General features: G+C 65.4%; 13 protein-coding genes and 1 riboswitch. Of the genes, 11 read left to right on the forward strand and 2 right to left on the reverse strand.

The features are described 5' to 3' along the window. Positions 1 to 413 precede the first annotated feature (413 nt). Positions 414 to 821: a CBS domain-containing protein gene (locus tag RI841_RS09445; protein ID WP_310705348.1), complete on the reverse strand. Its 408-nt coding sequence runs from the start codon at positions 819 to 821 to the stop codon at positions 414 to 416. Positions 822 to 1085: 264 nt separating this feature from the next. On the opposite strand from RI841_RS09445, the gene RI841_RS09450 reads away from it, so the two are divergent. From RI841_RS09450 to RI841_RS09485, 8 genes are all read left to right on the forward strand, one after another. Next, the gene (locus RI841_RS09450; RefSeq protein ID WP_310705349.1) at positions 1086 to 1601 is read left to right on the forward strand and encodes a YqaE/Pmp3 family membrane protein; all 516 of its coding nucleotides are present in this window, start codon (positions 1086 to 1088) and stop codon (positions 1599 to 1601) included. 84 nt (positions 1602 to 1685) lie between these two features. Further along, positions 1686 to 2555: a DMT family transporter gene (locus tag RI841_RS09455; RefSeq protein ID WP_310705350.1), complete on the forward strand. Its 870-nt coding sequence runs from the start codon at positions 1686 to 1688 to the stop codon at positions 2553 to 2555. 63 nt (positions 2556 to 2618) lie between these two features. After that, complete coding sequence (locus tag RI841_RS09460; RefSeq protein ID WP_310705351.1) at positions 2619 to 3500, forward strand: NAD(+) kinase; 882 nt, start codon at positions 2619 to 2621, stop codon at positions 3498 to 3500. A gap of 21 nt (positions 3501 to 3521) precedes the next feature. Next, complete coding sequence (locus tag RI841_RS09465) at positions 3522 to 4520, forward strand: metallophosphoesterase (RefSeq protein WP_310705360.1); 999 nt, start codon at positions 3522 to 3524, stop codon at positions 4518 to 4520. Positions 4521 to 4698: 178 nt separating this feature from the next. Next, a complete protein-coding gene (locus RI841_RS09470) occupies positions 4699 to 5550 on the forward strand; it encodes a rhomboid family intramembrane serine protease (protein ID WP_310705352.1) in 852 nt (283 codons plus the stop codon). Between the two features lie 11 nt (positions 5551 to 5561). Then, positions 5562 to 5846 (forward strand): DUF1315 family protein, encoded by a 285-nt coding sequence (locus RI841_RS09475; protein ID WP_310705353.1) that lies wholly within the window; start codon positions 5562 to 5564, stop codon positions 5844 to 5846. Further along, a complete protein-coding gene (locus tag RI841_RS09480; RefSeq protein WP_310705354.1) occupies positions 5830 to 6684 on the forward strand; it encodes a DUF2797 domain-containing protein in 855 nt (284 codons plus the stop codon). The genes RI841_RS09475 and RI841_RS09480 overlap by 17 nt, the downstream gene beginning before the upstream one ends. A 217-nt stretch (positions 6685 to 6901) precedes the next feature. Continuing rightward, positions 6902 to 7900: a zinc-dependent alcohol dehydrogenase family protein gene (locus RI841_RS09485; RefSeq protein ID WP_310705355.1), complete on the forward strand. Its 999-nt coding sequence runs from the start codon at positions 6902 to 6904 to the stop codon at positions 7898 to 7900. 13 nt (positions 7901 to 7913) lie between these two features. On the opposite strand, the gene RI841_RS09490 is transcribed toward RI841_RS09485, so the two are convergent. Then, positions 7914 to 9002, reverse strand: coding sequence for a PA0069 family radical SAM protein (locus RI841_RS09490; protein ID WP_310705356.1), 1089 nt, complete (start codon positions 9000 to 9002; stop codon positions 7914 to 7916). A 130-nt stretch (positions 9003 to 9132) separates the two neighbouring features. Continuing rightward, a riboswitch (cobalamin riboswitch) is annotated at positions 9133 to 9353 on the forward strand. A gap of 130 nt (positions 9354 to 9483) precedes the next feature. Between RI841_RS09490 and RI841_RS09495 the strand changes: the two genes are divergently transcribed. From RI841_RS09495 to RI841_RS09505, 3 genes are read left to right on the forward strand one after another with little or no spacing between them, the layout of a single operon-like run. After that, positions 9484 to 11352 (forward strand): TonB-dependent receptor domain-containing protein, encoded by a 1869-nt coding sequence (locus RI841_RS09495; protein ID WP_310705357.1) that lies wholly within the window; start codon positions 9484 to 9486, stop codon positions 11350 to 11352. Positions 11353 to 11362: 10 nt separating this feature from the next. Continuing rightward, on the forward strand, positions 11363 to 12259 hold the full coding sequence (locus RI841_RS09500; RefSeq protein WP_310705358.1) for a cobalamin-binding protein: 897 nt from the start codon (positions 11363 to 11365) through the stop codon (positions 12257 to 12259). Further along, positions 12246 to 12515 carry a hypothetical protein gene (locus tag RI841_RS09505; RefSeq protein ID WP_310705359.1) on the forward strand — a complete coding sequence of 90 codons (270 nt, stop codon included), beginning with the start codon at positions 12246 to 12248 and terminating at the stop codon, positions 12513 to 12515. Before RI841_RS09500 ends, RI841_RS09505 begins: the two co-directional genes overlap by 14 nt.

Genomic DNA, 12515 nt, shown 5'->3' on the forward strand with positions numbered 1-12515 from the left:
GAACCCTCGTCTTAAGCTTGGGAAGCTTCTGCTCTACCATTGAGCTACACCCGCGAACCGGTTTTGATAGTAAAACCAATTGGTTAGCCTTTGCAAGCCATGCCGGGACTTTTTTGCCACCTTCCCGCTAAGTTTCTGTTTTTCTCTGTCTTGCCGGCGGATGGTGAGGTGGCACAGGGCTCAGGAAACGCCCCAGCTCCGATATTTTTTCCTGTCTGACGAACTTTTCTCCGTGGTGCTGTCTGAATGTGCATAGGCAGCAACGCGATAGCAGTCGCTAACACTGTTGCCTTAGCTTGCACTTTCGATCTTGCCGCCTCATGCCTCATGGGGCGGCTTTTCTTTGTGTGGGTGTCTCGGAGACGACGACACCCGGCCCCAGGCCGGGTGTCGTGGAGACGGGGCGGGCGGGGTCAGGAGTGACGCATGCGCAGAATCGCGCTGAGTACGTCGCGGCGAGTGACGATGCCTACCAGGCGGCCCTGTTCGACCACCGGGTAGACCTTCGGCTTGGCGCCGAGCATCTCCTGAGCCAGGTCGGTGATGCTCTTGGTAGGCGGTACCGAGAGTACCTCGTTACGCATCAGTTCCCTGACCAGCGGTGGCTCATCGTTGAGGTAGGAGCTTTCCAGCAGCTTGCCCATCACGTCCTGCTCGGAAATGAAGCCGATCAGGTGGTCTCTCTCGTCGACCACGGGTACGCCGGGCAGACGATGCAGCGCCAGGCCCTGGGCCAGGGTGGAGACCGAGGTCTTGCCGTTGACCCGGTAGCAGTCGCGGGACATGATCTCGCGCACGGTGGTAGGGGCCTTGTTGGGCATGGTGTGTCTCCTTGTGCCGGACAGTAATGGCCTGGGCTGCAGCCGGCGTTCACGAGGCCGGGCACGGACCGCAGCCGTGTCTCGTTTCCAGCATAGTCGACTCGCCAGACTCCCCGATACGATGCCTGCCAACGTTTCTCCACGCTGGAGCGAGTCCTCTGCAAGTGGTAAGGAACCCAGCCCCGGTTCTCGGCTCCAATATGACACACTCTGGCACACGGGCTGGCCGTGGTGCCGGCATGCAACGATCAAGGGAGCTGCCTCATGGATGCTCGGGAGTACATGGCCAAGAAGGGGCTGGGCGGCGAGCGTGACCAGGAGCGCCCCAATACCCTGGAGGAGAAGGCCTGGTTGCGGGCCCGGGAAGCCGGGGAACACCGTCCCCGCGCGGGCACCCCCTTCGACTGGGAGGAGTGGGAGCGCTACCACGAGACGCTGGCCGAGGGCGCCGAGGCACTCGATCAGAAGATCAACCACGAGGCCCATCGCCGGGCGCTAGAACACGAGTCCAGCGAGGCCGTACAGCACTTCACCCCGGCGGCGGGCGACCGGGTCCGGGTCGACCGGGCGCCGGGATCGCCCGACCGGGACGCGGGGCAGGCACCCGTCGCCGAGCCGCGGCTGGCCTTGCATGCCTTGGCGGTACTGCTGCCGCCCCTGGCCGTCGGTCTCTCGCGGGGTGGCGGGAGGCGAGTGGCGGTAAGCCTGGCACTGTCTCTGCTGGGCTGGCTGCCCGGGGTCGTGCACGCGCTCTTGTGGCTGCGCCACGCTCCGCGCTGATGGGGCGGATCACCCCGGCGAGCTTTGCTCGGCGCCCACGATGAGTATAATTGTCGTCAACTCACTTCCTGTCAGGAGTTGACCTTGGGCCTTCTCATCGGTGTTACCGCCCTCTGGGCGTTCTCGTTCTCGCTGATCGGCGTCTATCTGGCCGGCCAGGTGGACAGCTACTTCGCGGTTCTCATGCGTATCGGGCTGGCGGCGCTGGTCTTCCTGCCGTTCCTGCGGCCCTCGCTGCTGCGCGGTCCTCAGCGGCTCGCGCTGATGGGGCTGGGAGCCGTGCAGCTGGGCGTGATGTACATCTTTTTCTACCAGTCCTTCCTGTTGCTCTCGGTGCCCGAGGTGCTGCTGTTTACCATCTTCACGCCGATCTACATCGCGCTGCTCGACGATGCCCTCTTCGGACGCTTTACGCCCTTCTATCTGGTGACCGCGTCGCTGGCGGTGCTGGGCGCCGCCGTGATTCGTTATCAGGGGCTCGACAGCGGTTTCTGGACGGGCTTTCTGGTGGTTCAGGGCGCCAACCTCTGCTTCGCCCTGGGGCAGGTGGGCTATCGGCGGCTGTCGGCGGGCCTGCCCGCCTCGCTGCCCCGTCACAGTGTGTTCGGGTGGTTCTACCTCGGTGCCCTGGCGGTGGCCGTGCCCGCTTTCGCGCTGTTGGGCAATGCCGCCGGACTGCCCACCACGGGGGTCCAGTGGGGCGTGCTGCTGTGGCTGGGGCTGGTAGCCTCGGGCCTCGGCTACTTCCTGTGGAACCTGGGGGCCACCCGGGTCGATGCCGGTGCCCTGGCTATCATGAACAATGCCCTGATTCCTGCGGGTCTGCTGGTCAACCTGGTGATCTGGAACCGCGATGCCGACCTCGTGCGCCTGGGACTGGGCGGTGCCATCATCGTCGGCTCGCTGGCCCTCAACGAGTGGTGGTTGAAGCGCCGCAGTCTCAAGGCAGCCTGACGGCGTTTGCCCGCTTCGTGGCCAGTCGCCATAATGAGCGGCCGCGAAGCGAGAGGCCTGCGCATGCCAACCTTCAAGAACATCGGTCTGATCGGTCGCCTGGGCAGTGCCAAGGTGGTCGACACCCTCAAGCGCCTGATCCGTTTCCTCGATGCCGGTGGCTACCATGTCATCATCGAGGACAGGACCGCCACGGTACTGCTTGACCATGGCCATCCCGAGGCCAGTCGACGCCTGCTCGGCGAGCTCTGCGACCTGGTGATCGTGGTCGGTGGCGACGGTAGCCTGCTCGGTGCTGCGCGGACCCTCTGCCAGAGCGGCACTCTGGTGCTGGGCGTCAACCGCGGGCGACTGGGCTTTCTCACCGACATCTCACCCGACGAGATAGAGGCGCGCGTCGGCGAGGTGCTCAAGGGCCGCTATGAGCTCGAGGAGCGCTTCCTGCTGGATGCCGAACTCTATCGGGGGGACGTCCAGGTCGGCAATGGCGATGCCTTGAACGAGGTCGTGCTGCATCCGGGAAAGGCAGTGCGCATGATCGAGTTCGAGCTGTTCATCGATGACCAGTTTGTCTACAGCCAGCGCAGCGACGGCCTGATCATCGCCACGCCCACCGGCTCCACGGCCTATGCGCTCTCCGGCGGCGGGCCGATCATGCATCCCAAGCTCGATGTCATCACCCTGGTGCCGATGTTCCCGCATACCCTGTCGAGCCGTCCCATCGCCATCGATGCCGCCAGTGAGATTCGCATCCATATCGGCGAAACCAACCAGACCTATCCGCATATCAGCTGCGATGGCCAGACCCGCGCGGTGGCCAAGCCTGACGATGTGCTGGTGATTCGGCGCAAGCCCCAGCGGGTTCAGCTGGTTCATCCGCTGGGTCACAACTTCTACGAGGTCCTGCGCAGCAAGCTGGGCTGGAGCAATCGCCTGGGGGATTGAGGTGAGGAGAGCGACGTGAGCATGCAAGGTGGTCCCGAAGGCTACGACCTGATCGGCGATGTCCACGGCTGCGGTGCGACGCTGGGTTCACTGCTCGAGCGTCTCGGCTATCACCAGCGCGGCGGCGTCTATCGCCATCCGCGACGTAAGGTGATCTTTCTCGGTGACCTGATTGATCGGGGGCCGCGCATCCGGTTGGTGGTCAGCATCGCCCGACGGATGGTCGAGGAGGGCGAGGCCCATATCGTCATGGGTAACCACGAGGTCAATGCCCTGGCTTATTGCCATCGCGCCCCCGGTAGCCTGGAGCGCGAGTGGCTGCGCGAGCACACGCCGCGCCACAATCGCATCATCAAGGAAACCCTGGCGCAGTACCGCGACCATCCCCAGGAATGGGAGGAGGCGCTGGCCTGGTTCCAGAACATCCCGCTGTGCCTGGAGCTCGATGGCCTGCGGGTGGTACATGCCTGCTGGGACCAGCCACTCGTGGACGCGCTGCGCCGCGAGCATCCCGACGGACGCATCGATGAGACCTTCCTGGCCGCTTCGGTGGTGCCGGGGACACTGGAATTCCGCATCCTCGACCGCCTGACGCGCGGAATTCACTTGCCCCTGCCGGAAGGCGTGGAGATCCAGTCGGGCAACGGCTTCTCCCGGCGCAGCTTCCGTGCCCATTTCTGGGTGCGACAGCCTCAGACTCTGGGGGACGTCATCTTCCAGCCGGACAACCTGCCCGACGACCTGGAGCATCGTGAGCTCTCCGATGAGGAGCGCTCACGACTGAGCTACTATGGACCCGATGAGCCACCGCTATTCATTGGCCACTACTGGTGCGAGGGCATTCCGGCCCTGCCCGCCGCCAACATTGCCTGCCTGGACTACAGCGCGGTCAAGTTCGGCCGCCTGGTGGCCTACCGCTGGAGCGGCGAGACGACGCTCGATGCCGATAATTTCGTGTGGATCCGCGTGCCTCGCGAGGAAGAGGCCCGGCCGCAGCCCTGGGAGATCGATTTCGACTGATACAATTTGTTACGAGAAAATCGTGTCATCGGATTGAACTCACGCCAACCCACGCCATCAGAGTAGGTGTTCCCTTGAATGATCCCTTGCTCTTGTCCGGCGGCCCCCTCCGCCGGACTTTTTCTTTGCGTGGCCTGCATGCGCCGTCACGCCGTGCTCGTCAACCGCTGGAGATGCCATGTATCGGGTAATCCTGCTGCCCCACGATGTCGACACCCGTGAGCTGCGGCGCGCCCTTTGGGCCCATCGCATTGGGCATCGCATCACCGAGGAGAGCGAGGGGCAGGTGCTGTGGCTGGTCGATCCCAGGCAGCATGACGCCATGCTCAGGCTGATCGAGTGCTGGCGGCAGGGTGAGCCGCTGATGCCCAAGCGAGCGCCAGCTACTGGGCGCTCTCAGGGCGAACTGCTTGTCCCCTTTCGCCAGGTACCGGTGACGTCCCTTGCGCTGGCGCTGTGCCTGGTGGTCTTTGCTGCCATGGGGGTGCTCGGTGACCACGTGGTGGCGGCGTTGACCATTGTGCCGGTGATGGTGGCCAATGGTGGGCTGGCCTTTGGCAACCTCGGCGAGGCGCTCGCCTCGGGTCAGATATGGCGGCTATTATCGCCGGCCTTCCTGCATTTCGGCTGGATGCACCTGATCTTCAATATGCTCTGGCTCTGGTACTTCGGTCGCCAGGTGGAGGCGCTGCAGGGCAGCACGCGGATGCTGACGCTGCTGCTCATTGCCGGCATCGGCGCCAACCTGGCCCAGTATGCCGCCGGGACCGTGCTCTTCGGCGGCATGTCCGGCGTCGACTTCGCGCTGCTGGCCTATGTCTGGCTGATGTCACGGCGTGCGCCGCGCAGCGGCTTCTTCGTGCCCCAGATGCTGGTGGTCTTCATGCTCGGCTGGCTGGTCTTCGCGATGACCGACATGGCCGCCATGGTAGGGTTTGGCAACGTGGCCAATGAGGCGCATCTGGGCGGGCTGGTCGTGGGCCTGGCGCTGGGCTGGTATCATTCCGGTCGTGCCCGCCGTCAATCCTGAGAGAATCCGTCATGAGCGAGATGTCCTTCGATCGCATGATCCAGCAGATGACCCCGTCCATCTACGAGAGTCTCAAACGGGCCGTGTCACTGCGCAAGTGGCCAGACGGTCGGATGCTGACGACCGAGCAGACCGAGCTCTGTCTCGAGGCGGTGATGCGCTACGAGTTGGAGAACCAGGTGCCCGAGGAGCAGCGGGTCGGCTACCTGCAGCGACGCACCTGCGGCAGCGCCAGCAGTGGGGTTGACGTGCCCCCCGAACAGGCCGGCCTGGCCCGGGATGCCAGCCGTGACTGACACGATCATCGATGCCGCCACGGCGGTAGAGGGCTGCCTGAGCAAGATGGCCGTCGAGCCGGGGTCCCCGGCGCGCTATGTGCTGCGGGTCGGCGAGGCTCGTCTTGACCTCAATGCCCGCCTCGGCAAGCCCCTGCGGCTGGAGTGGACCGGCGCCATCGCCTGCACCCACTGCGGCCGGGCCACCAGGAAGAGCTTCGCCCAGGGCCATTGCTACCCGTGTTTCAAGCGGCTCGCCCAGTGCGACACCTGCATCATGAAGCCGGAACTCTGCCACTTCTTCGAGGGCACCTGCCGCGAGCCCGACTGGGCAGAACGCCACTGCTTTCAGCCCCACGTGGTCTATCTGGCCAATGCTTCCGGCCTCAAGGTGGGCATCACCCGCTCCAGCCAGATGCCGACCCGCTGGCTTGACCAGGGGGCCGTGCAGGCCCTGCCGATCCTGGAAGTGGATACCCGCCAGCAGTCGGGTTTCGTGGAGGTGCTGTTCAAGGAGGAGGTCTCGGATCGCACCAATTGGCGGGCCATGCTCAAGGGCGACACCCAGGCCATCGACCTGGTGGCCGAACGGGACCGCCTGCTGGCGCGCCTGGGCGCCGGCCTGGCCAACCTGCGCGAACGCTTCGGGGACGATGCCATCCGCCCCCTCGACGCGTCGCCCGTGAACTTCGACTATCCGGTGCTGGCGTTTCCCACCAAGGTGGTCTCCCACAACCTGGACAAGAACCCCGAGGTCGCCGGCACTCTGCTGGGCGTCAAGGGGCAGTACCTGATCCTCGACAGCGGCGTGATCAACCTGCGCAAGTTCACCGGATACGAGGTCAAGGTTTCCGCCTGAGCCCCCGGAGCCTGTCGGACTTAACGCTGATCTACTGCGAGATCCGGTCTTTCGGCCAATTTCATTCGATCTGATTCGTTAAATAGCGCGCTATTCGCCTCATCAGATCGATCAACGTGTCTCGAAATCCGACTCTCTCGCGACGATCGGTCAAATCCGACAGGCTCCTAAGCTATCCTGCTGGCAGTGAATACGTGCATCAGCAGGAGAAAAGCCGATGAGCGAGACCATGCGTGCCATGCGCCTGCATGCCCCGGGTCAGCCACTCGCGCTGGAGCGGGTCGCCCGTCCCGCGCCCGGTCCCGGCGAGGTCGAGGTCCGCGTGCTGGCCTGCGGGGTCTGCCGGACCGACCTTCACGTGCTTGACGGCGAGCTCACCGAGCCCCGCCTGCCGCTGATCCCCGGTCACGAGATCGTCGGCGAGGTTACCGCGCTGGGCGAGGGCGTCCAGGCACCGTCCCCGGGAACGCGGGTCGGCGTGCCCTGGCTGGGCTGGACCTGCGGCGAGTGCGATCCCTGCCGGGCCGGCCGCGAGAATCTCTGCGAACGGGCCGGGTTCACCGGCTACACCCGCGACGGTGGCTACGCGGAATACTGCGTGGCCGATGCGCGCTACTGCTTTCCCCTGAATGTCGAGGACGCGCAAGGCGCCGCACCGCTGCTGTGTGCCGGTCTCATCGGTTACCGCACCTGGCGACTGGCCGGTGGTGAGGCGAACCGCACGCTCGGCATCTATGGCTTTGGTGCCGCGGCGCATATCCTTGCCCAGCTCGCCGTTGCCCGGGGGCAGACGATCTATGCTTTCACGCGCCCCGGAGACACCGAGGCTGAGGCATTCGCCCGTCGCCTGGGTGCCGTCTGGGCCGGTGGTAGCGACGAGGCACCACCCGAGCAGCTGGATGCCGCCCTGCTCTTCGCCCCCGTGGGTGAGCTCATCCCTGCGGCGCTGGCCGCGGTGCGTCCCGGCGGCGCGGTGGTTTCTGGGGGCATCCACATGTCCGACATCCCCTCCTTTCCCTACCGCCTGCTCTGGGAAGAGCGCCGCCTGAGCTCGGTGGCCAACCTCACCCGGCGCGATGGCACGGAGTTCCTGGCGCTCGCGCCCGAGGTGCCGATCCGCACCGAGACCCGGGCCTATCCGCTGGAGGAGGCCAACCAGGCACTGGAGGACCTCCGCGAAGGTCGGCTCTCCGGCGCCGCGGTGCTGATTCCCTGAGCCGCCGTTTCGCTCATTCGAAGAGATTCCCCTGGGCGCGGGGCGGTCGGAAGCTAGAGGTGTCCAGTTGCTGGCGCGCCGAGGTTGCGGAGTTGTTGAACCCCAGGTGGCGGCAGGCCTTCCGGAAGCGCTGCTCCAGCAGCTCGGCAAACACGCCTTCCCCCCGCATGCGCTTGCCGAAACGGCTGTCGTAGACCTCACTGCCGCGGCATTGGCGCATGAGGCTCATGACCTTGTTGGTGCGTTGGGGGTAGTGGGTATCCAGCCACGCCTCGAACAGCGGGGCGACTTCCCGGGGCAGCCGCAGGAGCATCCAGCCGGCAGTGGTGGCCCCGGCGCCGGCAGCGGCCTCGAGCAGGCGTTCGAGTTCGTGGTCGGTGAGCCCGGGAATCACCGGCGAGACCAGCGTTCCCACTGGAATGCCGGCCTCGGCCAGGGTGCGAATCACCCTGAGCCTTGCTGACGGAGAGGCGGCCCGCGGCTCAAGGCTGCGCTTGAGCTCGGTATCGAGGCTGGTAAGGCTGACCATCACTCTCACCAGGCGCTGTTTGGCGAGGGCCCGCAGCAGGTCGAGGTCGCGCAGGATCAGCCCACCCTTTGTCACCAGGGTTACCGGATGACGGCACTCGAGCAGCAGTTCCAGGACGGCGCGGGTCGTGGCGTAGCGGGCTTCCAGGGGCTGGTAGGCATCGGTGTTGCCGGCGAGATTGATGGGGCGGCACTGGTAGCCGGGTCTGCATAGCTCGTCCCTCAGGCGCTCCACCAGCCCGGTCCGGGCGATCAGCTTCGTCTCGAAGTCGAGCCCAGGGGAGAGGTCCCAGTAGGCGTGGCTGGGGCGCGCATAGCAGTAGATGCAGCCATGCTCGCAGCCGCGATAGGGGTTGAGCGAGCGGTCGAAGGGCAGGTCGGGGGAGGTATTCCAGGCGAGCGCACTGCGAGTGCGCTCCTCGCGCACCTCGGTGGCCAGGCTCGTCGGTGCTTCCTCTTGCCACCAGCCGTCGTCGACCGGCTCGCTGGTGGTCGGGGCATAGCGGTGGTGGGGATCAAAGGTGGCGCCGCGGCCCTTGTGGGCCACCCCCCCTTGGTTCGACTGATGGGCCATCTGAGTGCCTGATTGCTGTATAAAAGATCAGTATAAGGGTGTGGCAATGCGCTGTCAGCCCATCGCCTGTTCGGTTGTGCCGAATCAATCAGCCGCCAGATGCGCGTTGACGCTTCAGCCGGGGGTTGCTAGCTTACGCGCACTCTCAGGTGCTGGCAGAAACGTCTGCCAGTGAAACGGGAAGTCGGTGATCTCAATCCGACGCTGCCCCCGCAACGGTGATCGAGGAAAGAACGGCCATCACGCCACTGTGCTGCTGCACGGGAAGGCGGCCGTTGGAGTCGTCAGGCCTGCTTCATGCCCGGCACTTACTCGTCAGCCCGGAGACCGGCCCGAGAGTTCATGCCGAGTTGCGGTGGGCGACCTCGAGGCAGGGCTGGCGCCACTTTTTCGTTCGTCCTTCTCCCTCGACCCCTTGCCGCCTCGGCACTCAACACGCCATTTCGCCGTGCGGGTGAGTACGGTGAGCAAGGGACCCATCATGAAAACCAGAAACCACGCCCCTGGCCTGGCCGTCTTTGGCCTCGCCGCCCTGCCGCTGGCCGTTTACGCCCAATCCAACACCGCCGATCAGACGTCAGCCACCGTCGAGCTCAACCCGATGGTCGTGACGGCTGCCCTGGCGCCCCGCACCGCTGACCAGAGCCTCTCGTCCGTCTCCGTAATCGACGAGGCGGCTCTGCGCCGCCAGGATCCCGTCAGTATCACCGATGTGCTGCGGGGTCAGCCCGGGGTGGATGTCACGTCGCAGGGCAGCTTCGGCAAGCAGAGCAGCGTCTTCCTGCGTGGCACGGGCAGCAATGCCAACGTCCTGCTGATCGATGGCATCCGGCTGCGTTCGGCGACGACGGGGGCGGCGTCCTGGGAGTTCCTGGATCCGCGCATGTTCCAGCGTGCCGAGATCGTGCGCGGTCCCCGCGGCAGCCTCTACGGCGCCGACGCCGTGGGCGGTGTGATCCAGCTGTTCACTCCGGAAGGGGAAGAGGGGGATCCCACGCCGCGCATCTCGGTGGGCGGCGGTTCCTTCGATACCCAGCATTACAGCGCCAGTCTCTCCGGGGCGGAGGGTGGTACTCGCTACCATTTCGCCGCCAGCCGTTTCGATACCGAGGGTCAACCGGTGCGCCGCGGCGGCGACGACAAGGGGTATGACAACACCACGGGCTTGGTTCGGCTCTCCCATACCCTCGAGGGTGGCAGCGAGATCGGCATACTGGCGCTGAGGGGACGAGGGAGTAGCGAATTCGATGCCTCCGGCCCTGCAGAGGACGATTTCGTTCAGCAGGTAGCGGCGGTGTATGCGGAAGCCCCACTGACAGCTCGCTGGACGAGCCGTATCACCCTCAGCGAGGCGCGTGACGAACGTGATACCGTCGCGCCGACCTATAGCTCCCTGTTCGAGACCCGGACCCGTACTGCCCAGTGGAAGAACACCCTCGCGCTCGGCCAGCATGAAGTGGTGCTCGGCGCCGAATACAGCGAGGATGATCTCGGAGACAGCCAGACGTCCGGCCTCACCTTCGATGAGGAGAGCCGCGACAACCGCGCGGTCTTCGCCCAGGGGCTGCTGGACTTCCAGTCCTTGACGACCCAACTCAGCCTTCGTTATGACGACAATCAGGCGTTCGGTGAGGAACTGACCGGTAGCCTGGCGCTGGGTTATGAGCTGGATGTGAATCATGTTGCCCGCGCCAGCTATGGAACCGCCTTTCGTGCCCCGACCTTCAATGAGCTCTATTTTCCCTTCGCGGGGTCGAGCAATCCGGACCTGGATGCTGAAACCTCCGAGACGTTCGAATTGGGCATTCGCGGCCAATACGACGCCTGGTTCTGGGATCTTGCCGCCTACCAGACCAAGGTGGATGACCTGATCGCGCTGGATGCCAGCTTCCAGCCGGTCAACGTCAATGAGGCCAGGATTCGTGGCGCTGAGCTCTCCGCCGGCGCCGAATTCGACGACTGGACGCTGACGATGGCACTGACCTATACCGATCCCGAGGACCGCGGCACCGGTAACCAGCTTGCACGCCGTGCTACTCAGGGCCTGCGTTTCGATGTCGATCGCGAGTTGGGGAACTGGTCGCTGGGCGCTTCCTGGATCGCGCAGAACCATCGCTACAACGATGCCGCCAACCAGCAGCGGCTGTCGGGTTATGGCCTCGTCGACCTGCGCGCCGGCTGGCAGTTTGCGCCGATGTGGTCCGCGCGACTGACGTTGGACAACGTACTGGACAAGCAATACGCCACGGCGCGTGGTTCCGATTTTGACGCTGTCACCTTCGAATCCATCCCCTTCGACTACATCAACGCCGGTCGTGCGGCCTTTGTCAGCGTCCACTTTGGCCAGTAGGCAGCCGTCAGTGAGCCGCCGGCTGCCCGGCATGCTCGGCCTACTACTCGCGCTGCTGGGCGGTCTGGTCGGGCAGGCACGTGGCGATGAGGTCTGCGCCATCGACGACAGCGGCCACGAGATCTGTCTGGAGACACCGGCCGAGCGAATCATCGCGCTTTCCCCCGGGGCCACCGAGCTGCTTTTCGCTGCCGGGGCAGGGGAGCGGGTGGTGGCGGTAGTCGATCATAGTGACTACCCGCCAGAGGCTGGCGAGCTGCCCTCGATGGGCAGCCATGAGCGCCTGGACCTCGAGCGCCTGGTCGCCCTTGAACCGGATCTGGTGATTGGCTGGGCCTCCGGCAACCCCGCCGAACAGGTCGAGCGCCTCGAGCGGCTGGGGCTGCCGGTGTTCCGAATCGAACCACGGGATTTCGAGGGTATCGCCACGGCGCTCGCACGGCTCGCACGACTGGCCGGTAGCGCGGAAGAGGGGCGTCTGGCCGCCGAGCGCTTTCGTCAGGGGCTCGCCGAGTTGGCGGCGCGGCACGACACCGCACCTGCCGTGCCGGTGTTCTATCAGGTGTGGGACTCGCCGCTGATGACCGTCAACGATGAGCATCTGATCGCCAAGGTGATCTCATTGTGCGGGGGCGTCAACGTCTTTGGTCACCTGACGCGATTGGTGCCGCGCATCGGCGAGGAAGCCCTGCTGGCGGCCGACCCCGAGGTGATCCTCGCCGGTGGACGGGGAGAGGAGAATCGCAGTTGGCTGGCGCATTGGAAGCGCTTTTCCGACCTGACGGCGGTGGCGCGCGAGAATCTCTTCTTCCTCCCCCCGTCGCTGCTTCAGCGTCCCACGCCGCGCCTGCTCGAGGGCAGCCGGCTCCTCTGCGAAAAGCTGGAGGTGGCGCGTGGCCGGCGTTAGCCCAAGCGTCAAGGCCCACGGGCACCTGACGCTGGGCCATCTGGTGTTGACGCTGGGCGTGCTGACCGCGCTCGCCCTGGCCGCTCTGGTGTTCGCCGTTGCGATAGGGAGTGCCGATGTATCCCTGAAGGAGAGCCTCGCCGCATTGGTGGGCGGGGGCGACGCCCTTTCACGCACCCTGATTCTGGAACTGCGCCTGCCACGGGCCCTGGCCGCGTTTGCCCCTCGAAAACCGGGGTCTGCCAGATCGGGATGA

Origin of the sequence: Halomonas sp. (genome assembly GCF_031581305.1) — a bacterium.
Taxonomy (GTDB): domain Bacteria; phylum Pseudomonadota; class Gammaproteobacteria; order Pseudomonadales; family Halomonadaceae; genus Halomonas.